The 16,740-nt window shown below is 63.4% G+C and carries 14 protein-coding genes; 4 read left to right on the top strand and 10 right to left on the bottom strand.

Going from position 1 to position 16,740, the window contains the following annotated elements; all coding sequences use genetic code 11:
- Positions 1–17: 17 nt before the first annotated feature.
- From NKI66_RS05280 to NKI66_RS05270, 3 genes are all read right to left on the bottom strand, one after another.
- The gene (locus NKI66_RS05280; RefSeq protein WP_023808881.1) at positions 18–1,508 is read right to left on the bottom strand and encodes a sugar ABC transporter ATP-binding protein; all 1,491 of its coding nucleotides are present in this window, start codon (positions 1,506–1,508) and stop codon (positions 18–20) included.
- A gap of 13 nt (positions 1,509–1,521) precedes the next feature.
- Positions 1,522–2,598 carry an ABC transporter substrate-binding protein gene (locus tag NKI66_RS05275; protein WP_023808882.1) on the bottom strand — a complete coding sequence of 359 codons (1,077 nt, stop codon included), beginning with the start codon at positions 2,596–2,598 and terminating at the stop codon, positions 1,522–1,524.
- A gap of 62 nt (positions 2,599–2,660) precedes the next feature.
- Positions 2,661–3,908 (bottom strand): enolase C-terminal domain-like protein, encoded by a 1,248-nt coding sequence (locus tag NKI66_RS05270; RefSeq protein WP_023808883.1) that lies wholly within the window; start codon positions 3,906–3,908, stop codon positions 2,661–2,663.
- 149 nt (positions 3,909–4,057) lie between these two features.
- On the opposite strand from NKI66_RS05270, the gene NKI66_RS05265 reads away from it, so the two are divergent.
- Entirely contained in the window at positions 4,058–4,819 is a 762-nt protein-coding gene (locus NKI66_RS05265) for a GntR family transcriptional regulator (RefSeq protein WP_128302340.1), read from the top strand.
- A 75-nt stretch (positions 4,820–4,894) separates the two neighbouring features.
- On the opposite strand, the gene NKI66_RS05260 is transcribed toward NKI66_RS05265, so the two are convergent.
- The 7 genes from NKI66_RS05260 to NKI66_RS05230 form a co-directional block, all read right to left on the bottom strand.
- Positions 4,895–5,773, bottom strand: coding sequence for an SMP-30/gluconolactonase/LRE family protein (locus NKI66_RS05260; RefSeq protein ID WP_023808885.1), 879 nt, complete (start codon positions 5,771–5,773; stop codon positions 4,895–4,897).
- 34 nt (positions 5,774–5,807) lie between these two features.
- Positions 5,808–6,770, bottom strand: coding sequence for a 3,5-dioxohexanoate:acetyl-CoA acetone transferase (kce, locus tag NKI66_RS05255; protein ID WP_352722209.1), 963 nt, complete (start codon positions 6,768–6,770; stop codon positions 5,808–5,810).
- The gene (locus NKI66_RS05250) at positions 6,767–7,714 is read right to left on the bottom strand and encodes a 3-hydroxyacyl-CoA dehydrogenase (protein ID WP_128302338.1); all 948 of its coding nucleotides are present in this window, start codon (positions 7,712–7,714) and stop codon (positions 6,767–6,769) included. Before NKI66_RS05250 ends, kce begins: the two co-directional genes overlap by 4 nt.
- A gap of 11 nt (positions 7,715–7,725) precedes the next feature.
- Entirely contained in the window at positions 7,726–8,532 is an 807-nt protein-coding gene (locus NKI66_RS05245; protein ID WP_023808888.1) for an SDR family oxidoreductase, read from the bottom strand.
- Between the two features lie 13 nt (positions 8,533–8,545).
- Positions 8,546–10,630, bottom strand: coding sequence for an ABC transporter permease subunit (locus tag NKI66_RS05240; protein WP_352751137.1), 2,085 nt, complete (start codon positions 10,628–10,630; stop codon positions 8,546–8,548).
- The gene (locus NKI66_RS05235; protein ID WP_023808890.1) at positions 10,627–12,159 is read right to left on the bottom strand and encodes a sugar ABC transporter ATP-binding protein; all 1,533 of its coding nucleotides are present in this window, start codon (positions 12,157–12,159) and stop codon (positions 10,627–10,629) included. Before NKI66_RS05235 ends, NKI66_RS05240 begins: the two co-directional genes overlap by 4 nt.
- 80 nt (positions 12,160–12,239) lie before the next feature.
- The gene (locus NKI66_RS05230; protein WP_023808891.1) at positions 12,240–13,367 is read right to left on the bottom strand and encodes a sugar ABC transporter substrate-binding protein; all 1,128 of its coding nucleotides are present in this window, start codon (positions 13,365–13,367) and stop codon (positions 12,240–12,242) included.
- A gap of 218 nt (positions 13,368–13,585) precedes the next feature.
- Here NKI66_RS05230 and NKI66_RS05225 point away from each other — a divergent pair, with 218 nt between their 5' ends.
- From NKI66_RS05225 to NKI66_RS05215, 3 genes are all read left to right on the top strand, one after another.
- Positions 13,586–14,260 carry a GntR family transcriptional regulator gene (locus tag NKI66_RS05225; protein WP_013533053.1) on the top strand — a complete coding sequence of 225 codons (675 nt, stop codon included), beginning with the start codon at positions 13,586–13,588 and terminating at the stop codon, positions 14,258–14,260.
- A gap of 290 nt (positions 14,261–14,550) precedes the next feature.
- Positions 14,551–15,378 (top strand): phosphogluconate dehydrogenase C-terminal domain-containing protein, encoded by an 828-nt coding sequence (locus tag NKI66_RS05220; RefSeq protein WP_023808892.1) that lies wholly within the window; start codon positions 14,551–14,553, stop codon positions 15,376–15,378.
- A gap of 327 nt (positions 15,379–15,705) precedes the next feature.
- Complete coding sequence (locus NKI66_RS05215; protein ID WP_023808893.1) at positions 15,706–16,647, top strand: D-ribose ABC transporter substrate-binding protein; 942 nt, start codon at positions 15,706–15,708, stop codon at positions 16,645–16,647.
- The last annotated feature ends 93 nt before the right edge of the window (positions 16,648–16,740 follow it).

Genomic DNA, 16,740 nt, shown 5'->3' with positions numbered 1-16,740 from the left:
GAACTCGGGCAGGCGCGTCAGACATGGTCGCCTCCGAACGACGCCTGCAGGATACGGCCGGTCTCGATGGCCTCGCCTTCCAACCTGGTCACGGCGCGGCCCTCGCGGAAGACATAGATGCGCTCGCAATTGGTCAGCTCTTCGAGTTCGGTTGTGTACCAGACGAAGGCGCGTCCGTTCTCGGCTTCCGCGCGGATCAGCCGGTAGACCTCCTGCTTGGTGCCGACATCGACGCCGCGCATCGGATCGTCGAGGAAGATCACCTCGGCGTCCGACGACAGCGCGCGGGCGAACAGCACCTTCTGCTGGTTGCCGCCGGACAGCGACAGGATCGGCGTGTCGATCGAAGGCGCCTTGACGTTGAGCCTGTTCGACCAGGTCTCGGCCAGCTTGCGGGCGGCGGCGCCTGAAATCATGCCGCCCCGCGTCAGTGCATTCAGGCTGCGGATGGTCAGATTGTCGGCGATAGACCACAGCGAAAACACGCCTTCCGAGCCGCGGTCGCCGGCGACATAGGCACCCGGCAAGGCCTCGCGTTGCCGGCGCGAGGCATAAAACATCGCGCGCAGCCGCTCGCGCTGGCCGTGGCCGTCGAGCCCGGCGAAGCCGATGACCTCACCCTTGCCGACGTCGATGGTCAGATCTGTGGTGTCGCGACCCGCATGCCGGATAACCGGAGCTTGCACCGAGGCCACCTTGCCGGCCGTGCGCTCACGCGGCCGTTCGATGCTTCCCATCAACTCGACCAGCGCGGCGCGTGACAGGCCGGCGGTGGGCCGCTCGGCGACGACCTTGCCGTCGACCATGACGACGGTGCGGTCGCAGACGGCGAGGATCTCGTTGAGGCGATGGGTGATCAGGATGCAGGCGATGCCACGCCCTGCGGCACGACGAATGTGGGCGAGCAGTTGTTCCGTCGCCTCATGGCCGAGCGCCGAGGTCGGCTCATCGAGAATGACGGCGCGCAATTTGATGCTGGTCTGCGTGAAGGCGCGGGCGATCTCGACCATCTGTCGCTCGCCGATCGGCAGGTCGGCGACCTTCCTGTCGAGATCGATGCCGTGGCCAGGGAAGATCTCGTCCAGCACCGGACCAATCACCTGGCGCGCGCGCCGCCGCCAGCCCAACCCACGCAAGGACCTGTGCACGATGCGGGTGTTTTCCGCCGACGTCAAATTGGCGCAGAGCGACAGTTCCTGGAAGATACAGCGCAGACCGGCCTGCTGGGCACTGGCCGCACTCCAGGCACCGATCTCACGTCCGCCGAGGCGAAAGCTGCCGCTGCTGCGCTCGATGGTGCCGGCCAGCACGTTCATCAGCGTCGACTTGCCGGCGCCGTTGTGACCGACAAGGCCAACGACCTCGCCGGGTTTGAGATGAAAATCCACGCCGCCCAGGGCATGCACGGCATCATAGTGCTTGCGGACATCGCGCACCTCGATGAGGAGGCCGTCGGCATTGACCGTCTCTGCTGCGTCCCTTTTGGGCGACGTGGGATCGTTCATCATTCGGCCATGCTGCTCATTTCGGCGCGGGAACGCCCGGCAGAGGCTCCTTCTTCACGTTGGCGTCGATGATCTTGGCCACCAGCTCCTGCGGGTATTCGGCATTGACCACGCCGCCTGCGGGAACCGTCTTCAGCCAGGCGTCGAGGTCAGGCTGATTGATCTGCAGGAGCGGCACCTCGACGAATTTCGGCACCTGCTTGCCGGCCAGGATCTGCTGCGCGACCCAGAACGCGACCTGCGAGACGCTGGGCGTGGCGCCCAGCGAGAAGGTTTCGTAGCCGCCGGCATCATGCTCCTGCTTCCACAGCGCCAATTCGTCCTGGCGGTTGCCCATGATGATGATCGGCAGCGGCCGGCTGGCGGCCTTGAATGCCTGCGCCGCGCCATAGCCGTCGCCGCCCTGCGTCAGCACCGCATCGACCTGAGGCAACGACGGCAGGATGCCCGACACTTCCTTTTGTGCCACGGTGGCCGTCCACTGACCATAGACCTCGCCGACAGCCTTGTAGCTGGCGTGCGCCTTCATCGCCTTCTCGACGCCCTCATGCAGGCGCTTGTCGAAACCGTCGCCGGCCATACCGCGGATCTCGAGGATGTTGGCCGGCTTGTCGCCGAGCTTGCTGGAGATGAAATCCAGTTCGGCCTTGGCATAGGAATCGAGGTTGTAGTCGACGACATAGGCGCAAGGCTCGGTGACGCCGCTGGCGAAGGCGACGACCGTGATACCGGCATTGCAGGCATCCTTGATGGCGCCATTGAGTGCGGTGTCGGAGCCGGCAAGGACGATGATCGCATCGTAGCCCTGCAGGATCAGGTTCTCGATCTGGCTCGCCTGTTCGGTCACCGAATTGTTCGAGCTGACGACGGCTGTTGCGGCGATCTGCTTGTCGGCCACGGCCTTGGCGCCCATTTCCTCGAAGCTCTTGATCATCACCTGGCGGAAGGAATTGCCGGCGTAGGAATTGCTGAAGGCGATCTTCTTGGCCGAAGTGTCGCCCTTGGCGACGCCTTCATAGGCGCGCGCGTCCAGCGCTGCAAAGCTGGTGCAGCCGAGCATGGCTGCAATGAATAAGGCTGTGGTCTTGCTCATTGTTGTTCTCCTCCGGTTGAAAGTCATAGCGTCCTCCCGACGATCCTTTCGAACGGGAAATGTCAGCCCAGCCCGAGATCAGGCACGGCATCGTTCAAATGGTCGGCGAAATTAGTGTTGGGCAGCAGCGGATACCAGCCCGGACGGCCGGGATCGCGGTCGTAGGCATAGCCGCCCAGCGAGCGATAGAGTTCGGCATAGGTGGCGAGTTTGTCACGATCGAGTTCGACGCCGAGGCCCGGTGCCTCCGGCACCGCGATCGCACCATTCTCGTAGAGCATCTTGCCGCCGACGATGATGTCGTCGGCAAGGTGGTGATAATGCGCGTCGGCGGTGAAGACGAGGTTGGGCAGCACTGCGCCAAGATGCAGCATGGTGGCGAGCTGGATGCCGAGTTCGCCAGAGGAATGCACCGCAATACCGAGACCGAACGTGTCGCAGATCTGCGCCGCGCGCACGCAGGCGCGGATGCCGCCCCAGAAGGTGGTGTCGAGCAGGATCACGTCAACCGCAGGGTCGCGCACATTGGTGGCGAGCTGTTCGAAATCGATGACGATGGTGTTGGTGGCCAGCGGGATGGAGAGCTTCTCGCGTAAGCGGCGCATGCCGGCCAGGCCCCAGGTCGGGTCCTCGAAATAGTCGTTCCTGAGATCGGAGATGGCTTGGCCGAAACGCAGCGCCTCTTCGACTGACAGGGCTGCGTTCGGATCGTAGCGCAGCGTATCGGCAGGAAATTCGGCGGCGAGCGCCCTGAAACATTCCAACTCATAGTCGGGGTGAAACACGCCGGCCTTGAGCTTGTGGGCGTGAAAACCATGTTCGGCCTTGAGCGCGCGGGCATGCTCGAGCAATTGATCGATGGTGCGGACTTCGCCCTTGCCGCTGCGGCGGTCGGCATAACGGAAGAACAGATAGGAGGCGAAGCCGATCCGGTCGCGCACGCGCCCGCCAAGCAATTGGTAGACCGGCACGCCGAGCTTCTTGCCGATGATGTCGAGACAGGCGAATTCCAGCGCTGCGTGCAGCTGCGTGCGGTTGTTGTAGAGCGACGCCGTCGGATTGCAGATGGCGTAGCGCATCCGGTTGAGATCGAAAGGGTCATGGCCGACCAGGTAGGATTTCAGGCCGGCGAAAGCGAGTTCGGCGCCGGCGCCACCACCGCCCATCTCGCCGAGCCCAACAATGCCTTCGTCGGTCTCGACCTCGACCACGGTGCGGACAAAGCGTCCCCAATGCGTACCGTTGCTGTGCCGCAATGCTGCTTCCAGCGGAACGGTGATGGTGGTCGCCTTGATGTCCGTGATCTTCATGCCGGCTCCTCTCCCCTAGCCTGCTGGCGTCATACACACTACCATGGTAGTATGTCAACACAGCTTCAATCCTGCTTGCCGCTTGAGTTGGGACGTGCGCGGTGTCATGACCGGAGCAGTGCAGCGCCATTCACAGCAACGGATTCGTCATGGGGACCAAGCTTTCGGGGGCGACCAGATTTTCAGGCAGTGCTGCCAGGCTGAAAACCGCCGGTCAGCGCGAACCCTCGCGGGTGCTGGAGCCGGTCAACAATCGCATGCCGATCTCACCGCAGATCTACGAGCGCCTGCGCCGCGCCATCACGACGCTGGCGATGTTGCCGTCGGAAGCGCTCAGCGAACAGGACCTAGCCCAGCAGCTCGGTGTCAGCCGGACACCCGTGCGCGAGGCGCTGATCCGGCTTGCCGATGAAGGGCTGATCGACATCCTGCCGCAACGCGGCAGCTTCGTCGCGCCGATCCGGCTAAGTGACGTCGAGGAAGCGCAGTTCATTCGCGAGGCACTCGAGGTCTCCGTCGTGCAGAAGCTGGCCGGACACGGTTCGAGCGCCTTCATCGCGGCAGGCAGGGTGAATCTTGCCCAGCAGGCCAAGGCAGTGGCCGAGGGCGACCGCGAGCTGTTTCTTGAGCTCGACGAGGGCTTCCATCGTAGCCTTTGCGAAGAGGCCGGCCTGCCCAAGAGCTGGCGGGTGATCCAAGTGGTCAAGCTGCAGATGGACCGTGTGCGCTATCTGAGCCTGCCCGAGCCGGGTCACCTCGAAACGCTGCTCGCTCAGCATGTGGCGATCTTCGAGGCCGTGGAGACCGGCGAGGCAAAGCAGGCAGGCGCGCGTATGGCGGCGCATCTGCGCGAAGTGCTGCGCACGGTGCAACGGCTCAACGTGGCTCGCCCGGACCTGTTTGGCCAATGATCCGTTGACCGCTCATTGGGATGCCTGCGCGAAGGCCTGATCCGCGTATGCTACGGGCGCTTCGCTTGTCTGGCGTCAGCTGCCGAAGCGGGGCTCCGCAACGCCTTTGACGCCAAGGCCCGTGATGGCGAACAGGCTGCCGCGCAAAACGCCGTCGCCGGGAAAACGCGGCAACGGCGGCTTGGCCATCGAGGTGACGTAAAGGATATCTAGCTTCGGTCCGCCGAACATGACGCTGGTGATCTTCTTGACCGGCATGTCGATGATGCGATCGATGCTGCCATCGGGCGCATAGCGCACCAGTCTTCCGTCATAGACCAGCGCATTCCACAGATAGCCCTCGGCATCGACGGTCGAGCCGTCCGCCGCACCGCCCCGGCTGGTGTCGACGCGCACGAAGGTACGCCTGTTGGTGGCGGCACCGGTGGCGATGTCGTAGTCGTAGGCCCATATCTCGCCGGTCCAGGTGTCGGCGAAATAGAAGGTGCGGTCGTCGGGGCTCCAGCATGGACCGTTGGAACAGATGATGCCGGAATCGATCCGGGTGACGGAGAAATCCGGATCCAGCCTGTAGAGACCGCCGGACGGCCCCTCTTCCATCGTGTCCATCGAGCCGGCGAAGAAGCGGCCGCGCCGGTCGACCTTGCCGTCGTTGAGCCGGTTCATTGGCCTGTCCGGCTCGGGATCGTGGATCAGCGTCACGTCGCCGGAGGCGAAATCGAGCAGATGGAAACCGCGCTGCAGCGACACCACGGCGCCGCTACCGTCCTTGCGCAGCGCCATTGAGCCGATCTTCATCGGCACGTCCCATGACCGGATCTCGCGTCCGTCGGCGGTCGCCCGAAACACGCGCCCGTCGAAGCTGTCGATCCAGTAGAGGCGCTCCTGTTCGACGTCCCACAGCGGTCCTTCGCCCAGTGTGGTCTTCACGTCCACCACGACTTCGATCTTCATGCCGTCCTCCTCGGAATTGGCGCCACGCAACGATTTAGAAAGCGACCTTGTCCCCGCCTTTCAATGACAGGATTTCGCGTGCCTCATCGGGCGTCGCCACCTCCATGCCGAGCCCTTCGATGATCTTGCGGGCCAGCAAGACCTGCTCAGCGTTCGATTTGGCAAGCTTGCCTTTGCCCGCCCACAGACTGTCCTCCAGCCCGACGCGGATGTTGCCGCCAAGCGCTGCCGATTGCGCGGCGATGCGGAGCTGGCTGGCGCCAGCGCCGAGAACCGACCAGCGGAACTGGTCGCCGAACAGCCGGTCGGCAGTGCGCTTCATATGGGCGACGTCTTCGGGATGGGTGCCGATACCGCCGAGCAGTCCGAACACCGACTGCACGAAGAAAGGCGGCTTCACCAACCCGCGGTCGGCGAAGTGCGAGAGGTTGTAAAGATGAGCGATGTCGTAGCACTCGAACTCGAAGCGCGTGCCGTTGTCGTAGCAGGTCGCCAGGATGTACTCGATGTCCTTGAACGAGTTGCGAAAGACGAGGTCGCGGGTCGCTTCCAGATGCGGCTTTTCCCAGTCGAACTTGAAGGTCTCGTATTTGTCGGCGAGGTGATAGAGCCCGAAATTGATCGAGCCCATGTTGAGCGAGGCGACTTCCGGTTTGAACTGGGCGGCCGGGCGCACGCGCTCCTCGAGCTTCATGTACGGGCTGCCACCGGTGGTGATGTTGATGGCGGCGTTGGTGCCTTGCTTGACGCGCGGCAGGAAGCGAGCGAAGGCCTCCGGCGTCTGGTCGGGCTTGCCGGTTTCCGGATCGCGCGCATGCAGATGCAGGATTGCGGCACCGGCTTCGGCAGCCGCGATCGCCTCAGAAGCGATCTGGTCAGGAGTGATCGGCAGATAGGGCGACATGGTCGGCGTGTGGATGGCGCCCGTCACCGCGCAGGTGATGATGACCTTGCCCCTGGTCTGCGCAGCACCTGGCTTGCGGCTCGTTTCGATCATTGTCCGTACTCCTGGTCCGATTTTTTCTTGTGTGCCGCCAGCGCCATCAGCCGACGATCACGCCATACCTGCCGTTCGCCGAGGTTTTCGCGTGGCAGGCGTTCGCGGCGGTCGGCTTCGACGGTTTTCATCACCTCGCCCGCCCAGTCGACGCGCCGCAGCATCTGCGGGAAAATGTTCGAATAGATCGACTGATAACGCTCGACATAGTCGCGCACGCCGCCAGGTGCATTGAGATCGATGGTCTCGAAAGGCCCCATGAACGACCAACGCAGCGCCAGCCCGTCGCGGATGCCGATGTCGACATCCTCGACGCTGGCGTAGCCGTCGGCGACAAGCCGGAAAGCCTCCTCAAGCAATGCGCCTTGCAGGCGGTTCATGATGAAGCCGTCGAGTTCGCGCTTCATCACCAGGGGCGCATGACCGGCGTCGATGAGGAAGGCGCGGGTTCTCTCGACCGTCTCGGCGGACGTCCATGGCGCCGGCACGATTTCGGCCGCCGGAATGAGATAGGGCGGATTGATCGGATGCACGACCAGACAGCGATGCCGTCCTTGCAGATGGTCGGTGAATTTCGACGGCAACAGCGCCGAGGTGGAACTGGCGATGACTGTCCGCGGATCGGCAAGCGTGTCGATCAGCGAGAATACCTCCCGCTTCACCTCGAGGTTTTCAGGTGTGTTCTCCTGGATATGGACCGCACCCGCCAGCGCCTTTGCCAGCTCCGCGACAATGGTGATCCGGCCAAGCACAGTGTCGACGGACTGACCGCGCAGCAGGTCGTTTGCGGCAAGGTCACCGAGCACGCCGGCAATGTAGTCGCGGGCGCCGCCGGTCGCAGCGGGCGACTGATCCCACATCCGCACGTCATGGCCGGCACGGGCAAAGCTGATTGCCCAGGCCCGCCCGATGAACCCGCTTCCGACAATTGCGACATTGGCCATGGATCGGCTCCTCAAAGTGTTTCGACATTGCCGTCGACGCCGAGCGACTGGCCGGAAATGTTGATCCCCGCATCGGAGAGCAGGAAGGCGACCATCGATGCGACATCATAGGGGCTAGTCATGCGGCGCAGCGAGATATTCTGCAGATAGCGTCCGGTCATTTCCTCGTGGCTGATACCGACCTGCTTGGCGCGCGCCGAGATAACACCTTCGATGCGCGGCCCTTCGATGATGCCGGGCAGGATGGCGTTGACCCTGATAGCGTGCGGCCCGAGCTCCTTGGCGAGACTCTGCGTGAAACCGATGACACCGAACTTGGCCGCCGAATAGGGTGTGCGGAAGGCGTAGCCATGGCGGCCGGCGGCCGACGACATCGAGACGATCGAGCCGCCGCCCGCCGCCTTGATCAGCGGCACGGCGCGCCGGGCGCACAGGAACTGGCCAGTCAGGCAGATGTCGATGCAGCGCCGCCAGTCGGCCGGGTCGATTTCGTCGACACCGCCGGTCGGCCCGGCAATGCCGGCATTGTTGATCAGCGCGTCGAGCCCGCCGAGTTCTTTCTCGACCGCCTCGAACAGCCGGTCGACGTCATCGTCGCGCGAAACATCCGCCTTCACAGCGGCGACCAGATCGATCTTGCCGGGAGCAGCGGCCAGCGCCTCGTCGGAAACGTCGCAGACGACGATGCGGGCACCGAGGCGTGACAGCGTGTCGGCTATGGCAAAACCGATGCCGCCGGCGCCTGCCGTCACCAGCACGCGCTGGCCTTTCAGCCCAGTCAGAAATTCGTCCGCAGATGCCGGGGCTCTTGTGCTCATCGTCCTGTCCTTCTCATTGCAGCCGCCGTTCGCGCAGCGCCATGACGGCGCCCAGAACGACCAGTCCGTAAAGAATTGCCCTCGTGGCATAGGGAAGCGTGGTGCCGGCGAGCAGCATCTGCAGCGCGGTCAGCAACAACACGCCGCCGAGCATGCCGAGATAGTGGCCGCGCCCACCGGTGATCAGCGCGCCGCCGACCACCACCACGGCGATCGACGGCAACAGATAGTCGTCGCCCATGCCGAGGCTTGCCTGACCCGAAAAGCCGGTCAGCATGACGCCGACAACAGCCGCGCAGACGGCCGAAAGCATATAGACCAGGATCAGCGTGCGCTCGACGCCGATGCCCGACAAGCGCGCCGCGCGCAGCCCATTGCCGATGCCGTAGACGCGTCGTCCGAACGGGGTGCGGCCAAGCAGCAGTACCGCTGCGACGACAAAGACGACCATCAGCAGGACGATTGGGGTCAGCAGGCCGGCGAGCTTGGCCGTCATGACCCAGCGCAGCATCGGCGAGGAAAACCCGGCCGGCGTTCCCTGCGAATAGAGCAGCGCACAGCCTTGCAGAATGCCGTTGGTGGCAAGCGTCATGACGATCGGCGATATGCCGAGATAGACGATGCCGAAACCATTGGCGAAGCCGATGGCGCAAGCCATCACCAGAACGACCGGCAAGGCGTAGACAAGGGCCGCGTCGGAGCCGTTGACCATGCCGGCCAGGATGATGCCGGAGATGCCGATCGTCCACGGCACGGAGAGATCGAGGCCGCCGGTCAGGATGACGGTTCCCTGCCCGAGCGCTAGGACGGCGAGGAAGGACGACAGCACCAGCAGCGAATTCCAGTAACCCGGATTGAGGATGGCGCGGCCGAGCCAGACCTGCGTGACGACCACGATGAGCAACAGGCAGACATAGGCGGGCAGCGCATAGCGCAACGTTTCCGCGTTGCGTAGATGGAAGGCAGGGCGCGGCGATGCCGGATTGCGCTGGGCATGGGCTGGCTCGGCGATCTTGAGACGCCGGTCCACGCGCTCGAGTTGCGAGGGCAATATGCCGGCGCGCCAAGCGGCAAGCCGGGCGCGCGTGGCGCGCAATTGCACGGCAAGCACCGATGCATGGGAGATCGAGCCGGCAAGTGCTGCCAGCACCAGAATGGTGCCTTCGGCAATGGTCGAATAATAGGCCGATACGTTGAGCACCAGCAGGATGTTCACCACGATCATCAGGATGTAGGCGCCGAAGACAGAGCCCACCGGGCCGCCCTGCCCGCCACCGAGGCGCGTGCCGCCGACGACGACCGCCGCGAACATCGACAAGAGCAGCGGATTGCCGACCAGCGGATCGCCGCTGCCGGTCTGGGCGCTGATGAACACGCCGGCAAGGCCATAGCAGCCGCCGGCGATGACATAGACGGCAAAGCGCACCAGCACGACATTGATGCCGACGGAAGCGGCCGAGTCCGGATCGCTGCCAACCGCATAAAGTGCTGTGCCGAAGCGGGTTCCCTTCAGCCAGAACCAGGCGAGCAGGACGACGCCGATCACCACCAGCGGCATCGGCAGCCAGCCGGCGATCGCGTCGCCGAGATAGAAGGTACCGAGATCGGGCGACACGAAGCCACCGGGCTTGTCCATCACCAGCAGCGTCACGCCTTGCAGGATGAACATGGTCGACAGCGTCACCACGATCGGCTGCATGCGCAGCACCGCAATGAAGAAGCCGTTGAAGGCGCCCACCGCCATGCCGACGCCGATGCCGACGGCGGTCCACAGGATGATGCTGGCGCCCGGCGCCATCGGGTCCATGCTCGATGCCAGCACGGCATTGACCAGCGATATCACCGCGCCGGCGGACAGGTCGAAGCCGCCCGACAGGATGACGATGGTCTGGCCGATCGCCGCGAGCGCCGAGGTGGCGCCGCCGCTCGACAGGAACGACACGTCGAAATATGTCAGCGGCCCGGCGCTGATCCAGTCGACAACGAAGAGCAGGATCGCCAGGACGGCCGCGGCGATCAGCGCGCCGCGATTGCGCATCAGCGCACGGCGCAGTCCGACGCCGCCGGTAGCGGGGGATGAGGCTGCTGCGCTGCTCATGCGGCGGCTTCCCCGGCATGCCCGAGCGCCGGGCGCATGATGGCCGGTTCGGTGATGGCGTCGCCTTCGAGTTCGGCGGCGATGCGCCCATCGTAGAGAACCAGGACCCGGTCGCATTGATGGACGAGTTCGGGAATCTCGGTCGAGTGCAGCAGGATCGAACCGCCCGAAGCCACGTAGTTTCGCATCATCACATAAAGCTCGTGCTTGGTGCCGACGTCGATGCCTCGGGTGGGATCGAACAACAGCAGGATGCGGCTCTGCGCCACCAGCCATTTGGCGATGGCGATTTTCTGCTGGTTGCCCCCGGAAAACGCACCGGCCCGCGTCCAAAGCGCGCGGCGGTCGACCTCGACAGTGGCGAATGCCGCCTCGACGGAGCGGGTCTCGGCTTGCCCGTCGACAAGACCTAGCCGTGTGAAGCGCGATATCACGGGCAGAGTGGCGTTCTGGCTGCCCGACAGTTTCAGGAACAGGCCTTCGGATTTGCGGTCTTCCGGCACCAGGCCGATGGCCATGTTGGGGCGCAAAGCATCGGCCGGCGAACCGAGCCAGACCTTGCGGCCGTCGACGAGGATGTGGCCGCGGGTGATTTCGGCCATGCCGAAGCAGGCCAGGAATAGGTCCTGCTGGCCCATGCCCTGCAACCCCGCGACGCCGAGGATTTCGCCCTTGCGCAGATCGAAGCCAGCGCCGTCGAGCTTGCGCCCGACCTTGAGATCGCGCACGCCCAGAACCGGCGGGCCGAAGGCCTGGGCGCTGTCCGGCTTGGGCGGGAAGGTCTGCTCGATGCTGCGGCCGATGATCTTTTCGATGACGTCGCCATCCGAGACATCGGCAACCGGCGCGGTGACGACGTGGCGGCCGTTTCTCAGGATCGTCAACGTCTCGCAGAAGGCACGGACCTCGCGCATGCGATGGGTGATGAAAACGATGGTGGTGCCGGCCGCCTTCAGCCTGGCGATGATGTCGCCCAGCCAGTCGACGTCGCGGCCGGCGAGCGTCGAGGTCGGTTCGTCGAGCAAAAGGATGCGCGGCTTGCGGTAGACGGCACGCGCGATCTCGATCTTCTGGCGCACCGAAAGCTCGAGCTCACTCACCTCGGCATCGAGATCGACGGAAAAACCGAGATCTTCGATATGGCGGCGGACGGCCTTGCGGGCGGCACCGCGGCGGATCAGGCCGGAGATGCCGACGGGGGCGTAAGGCAGCATCATGTTGTCGAGGACGGAGAGGTCACGCACCAGGGTCATCTCCTGGAATGCTGTCTGCATACCGAGCGCATGTGCTGCGCGCGGTGCGCCGCAAGCGATCTCCTTGCCGAAGACACGGACATGGCCTTGGCTCGGCCGGACCAGTCCGGACAGCAGCTTCACCAGTGTCGACTTGCCCGCTCCGTTTTCACCGAGCAGGGCATGGACGCTGCCGGGCGCGATCGCAAACGACACGCCGTCCAGCGCGACGGTCGGGCCGAACGCCTTGCTGATACCGTCGATCTCGATGGCGGGGAGCTCGGAATGTTCTGTCATTGTCCTCGATCGCCGGGCTTGGCATGGATTGACGATGCACGGACAACAGTCCGTGCATCGTCACACGCGCCTTGGGAGGCTTAGTTCTCCGGTTGTCCGACGAGGGCAGCATTAAGGCCGACCTCGGGTGTCTGGTCCGAGAAGATCGAGGCAAACCAGCCCGGATTGGAGACCAGCGACGGCTTGAAGGCGTTGCAGCCGGCCTTCATCTCCGCCCATGTGCCTTCGTCGCACAGCTTGATCGTCTCATTGGTGACGAGCGGCAGCGGCAGGATGGTGGTCTTCGGCACGTCCTTGCCTTCGATCGCCTCGACGGCAAGCTTCAGCGCCAGCGCACCCGAATAAGGCGGCGAGGCGTAGGAAATGCGTTGTGCGCCGGCCGGCGCGTAAGGGGCGGCCGCACCTTCGACTTCGGTGCCCTCCGGCAGCATCTGGATGCGGCCGCCATTGGAACCTTCGCCGGCGCAAGGCAGGAGTTCGCTTGTCTTCTTGCCGGCCTCGAGCTGCATCGAGTTGGCGGTGAAGCAGCCGACCTGCATCCACAGCCCGTTGATGTCGTCCCAATTGCGGGTGGCCAGGATTTTCGAAAGTTCGGTGCGGGCGACCGCCTGGCTCCACATGCCGACAGCCTCGCCGACGATCTTGATATCAGGATATTTGGCGAAGACTTCCTTGGCGGCTTTTGTCCGCTGATCGTCGACGGATGTTCCCGGGACACCCGTGATGGCGATGATGTTGCCCTTGCCGTTGAGCTTCTTGACCAGCCATTCGGCGGTCACCCTGCCGGCTTCCAGCTGGTCGATGTGGACGTTGTAGGCACAAGGCTCGGTGATCTCGGCGTCGTAGGCAAAGACCTTCACGCCCTTGTCGCAGGCATTCTTGACGACCTGGTTGAGCGCGGTCGGCGAGATCGGATATACGACGATGGCCTCGGCGCCGCTTTGCACCATTGCGTTGATCTGCTGAATCTGGCGTTGCGCGTTGGGGCCAGCGACCTGGACCTGCAGGTCGACCTTGTCGGCCAGGCTCTTGTGGGCGGCCATGGCCTTGACCATGTTGGCCGCCTCCGCTTGCCAATCATTGCCGATGTAACTCATGCTGAGAAAGATCTTGTGCTTCTCGGCTGCCTGCGCGGCGGACAGGCCGAAGGCGCATGCAGCCATCCCAGCCAGCAGCGCGAGCCGCCGGACTTTCGATCCGATACCCATGTGAAACTCCTCCCAAACAGAACGACCGAATGCCTCCCAAGGGCACAAAACGTAACCTTTGCCATTCGATGCCAGCGACCGTAACATGATTTGATCAAATATCAATGATGAAATCGTTTATATCAAAACGGCTATGTCAGCCGCTTGACGTGGCACCACGAACCTTGCATTCCGACACAAGCAATAGTGTCGCCGTTGGGCGGGAAGGTTGACCGGAGATGGCTGGATCGGCGTTCAGGAAGCCTGGTGTCGAGATCATTCCACTGTCCAAGGAAACTCTGCAGGACCGGGTCTATAATCAGGTCACCGAACTGATCCTCGACGGCAGCATCGTACCGGGCGAGATGGTCACGGTTCAGAGCCTCGCCGACGCCTTTGGCGTCAGCCCGATGCCGGTCAGGGAAGCGCTGCGGCGCCTGACGGCAGCCAACGCGCTGACCGTGGTATCCGGGCGCTCCATTGGTATTCCGGCGCTCAGCCGCGAGCGGCTCACCGATTTGCGCAATGTACGTTTTGAGATAGAGGCCATCGCCGCCGGCTGGGCCTCACAGAACCGGAGTGATGCGGATCTTGCGATTTTCGCGCGCGATCTGGACTCGCTGGAACGCGCGAATGGCGCGGACGACGTAAAGGCCTATCTGAGGGCGAATTACACCTTCCACTTCGCAATCTACCGAGCAGCAGGATCCGAAACCCTGCTCAAGATCATCAAGGACCTATGGCTGCAGATCAGCCCCTATTTCAATATGCTGCATGGGTCCTACTCGACCGCGAACACATACCATCAACAGATGTTTGCGGCCCTGCGCGACCGGGACGAGCAGGCAGTTCAGGCGGCGGTTCGCGGCGATATCGATGCGGCTTTCGACATGCTGGTCGACCTTTTGAAGTAGCGCCCGGCCCCACCTCCAACCCCCAACAGATGCCTCCTATTTCTAGGGATGGCAGAGCAGCGCCCATGCGCACTCAGCGGGCAAGCGCGGGCTTCTTCTGGTGATCTAGAAATCGTATCCAGAGCGCGCCATCCATGGTTCTCGTGCTGGAGCTTGCCGTCGGCAGCCGATGACGCGGCGCACGCATCGCATGGTCATTATCAGATTGCCAAAATCTGGTAGCGTGATTATACCAGTTGATCAGTTGACGACGGGCGATGCCGTCGGCGAAGAACAGGAGTGGTGACCAGATGACAACGATTGCGCTGTTCGGGGCTGGCGGAAAAATGGGCTACCGCCTGTCGACCAACTTTCGCGGGTCGCCCTACACGATACGCCATGTCGAGGTCAGCGATGCCGGCCGCGAACGGCTGAAGACCGGACTGGGTTTCGATACGGTCAGTGCCGACGAGGCGCTCAAGGACGCCGATGTGGTGATCCTGGCCGTTCCCGACACGCATATCGGCAAGGTAGCGGCCAGCATCGAGAGCAAGCTGGTATCAGGCACGATGGTGGTGGTGCTAGACGCGGCAGCACCCTTCGCCGGCCATCTGCCGAAGCGGCCGGACCTCACCTATTTCGTCACCCACCCCTGCCATCCGCCGATCTTCAATGACGAGACGGACATGGCCGCGAAGAAGGACTATTTCGGCGGCGTGAAGGCCAAGCAGCATATGGTCAGCGCCCTGATGCAGGGGCCGGAAGAGGACTACGCCAAGGGCGAGGCGATCGCGAAGATCATATGGGCGCCGGTGATGCGTTCGCACCGCGTCAGCGTCGAACAGATGGCGCTGCTCGAGCCTGGCCTTTCGGAGACGGTGTGCGCCTCGTTGTTGGTGGTGATGAAGGAAGCCGTCGACGAAGTCGTGGCGCGCGGTGTCGACAAGCAGGCGGCGCTCGACTTCCTGCTCGGCCATATGAACGTGCTCGGCGCCGTCATCTTCGGCGAGACCAAGGGCGTTTTCTCGGACGCCTGCAACAAGGCGATCGAGTTCGGCAAGCCGGTGCTGATGCGTGACGACTGGAAGCGGGTGTTCGAACCGGAAGAGATCGCCGCCAGCATTCAGCGGATCACCTGAGAGAAGACAGGTGCTTGACGCAGCACCTCGAGGGCCCGGCCTGTCATTGCCGACCCTCGGTTTTGGTAGCTCATCAGGTACATGTCACCTGAATTAGTGGTTGACTCATCATACCAGTTGGCTTAGCTGTTCATGGCTCGGATCGACAGGGTTTCGCAGGGAGTTCGAAGCCTGGCGAGTGGAGGATGGCTGGGGAGCAACGATCCGCCTGGGGTAAGCCGGCAACGGTTTTTTGACCCAAGCGATCCGCGGCCCGCGCTGCCTGACGAGTTCGGATGCAGACGAAGCCATTGGCCGATCAAGGCAATTTTCAAACGGGAGGACTTCATGAAACTCACACGCAGAATGACGCTTGCGGCTTTCGCCGGCATGCTGGCGCTTGGCACGGCCGTGCCCGCCTACGCGGCGGATCTCATCGCCATTATCACGCCCTCACACGACAATCCGTTCTTCAAGGCGGAAGCCGTCGGTGCCGAAGCCAAGGCCAAGGAACTCGGCTATGAGGCGCTGGTGCTCGTCCATGACGATGACGCCAACAAGCAGTCCGAGTTGATCGACACCGCGATCGGCCGCGGCGCCAAGGCGATCATCCTCGACAATGCCGGCGCCGACGCCACTGTCGCCGCCGTGCAGAAGGCCAAGGACGCAGGCATCCCGTCCTTCCTGATCGACCGCGAGATCAACGCCACCGGCGTCGCCGTGGCGCAGATCGTCTCCAACAACTACCAGGGCGCCCAGCTCGGCGCGCAGGAATTCGTCAAGCTGATGGGCGAGAAGGGCAATTTCGTCGAGCTGGTCGGCAAGGAATCCGACACCAATGCCGGCATTCGTTCCAAGGGCTATCACGACGTCATCGACGACTATCCGGACCTGAAGATGGTTGCCCAGCAGTCGGCCAACTGGAGCCAGACGGAAGCCTATTCCAAGATGGAATCGATCCTGCAGGCCAACCCCGACATCAAGGGTGTGATCTCCGGCAACGACACGATGGCGATGGGCGCCTATGCGGCACTTGCCGCGGCGAACCGCAAGGACGTCATCGTCGTCGGCTTCGACGGATCGAACGACGTACGGGACTCCATCACGTCGGGCGGTATCAAGGCAACCGTGCTGCAGCCGGCCTTCGCGCAGGCGCAGATGGCGGTCGAGCAGGCCAACGACTTCATCAAGAACAAGAAGTCGCCGGCCAAGGAAAAGCAGTTGATGGACTGCGTTCTGATCAATGGCGACAATGCCGCCAAGCTGGAGACCTTCGCGCTGACGAACTGAGCCAGCGTGATTTCAATAGCGAGGGGCGAAAATCGGTTTTCGCCCCTCGCCGCCATTTTCCGTGGGTCGCCCACGATGCTGAACGACAGGCCG

The sequence above is a fragment of the Mesorhizobium sp. M0518 genome, from assembly GCF_040321125.1.
Lineage (GTDB): Bacteria > Pseudomonadota > Alphaproteobacteria > Rhizobiales > Rhizobiaceae > Mesorhizobium.
Note: the sequence above shows the minus strand (reverse complement) of the source record. Positions and strands in the feature narration are given on the sequence as shown.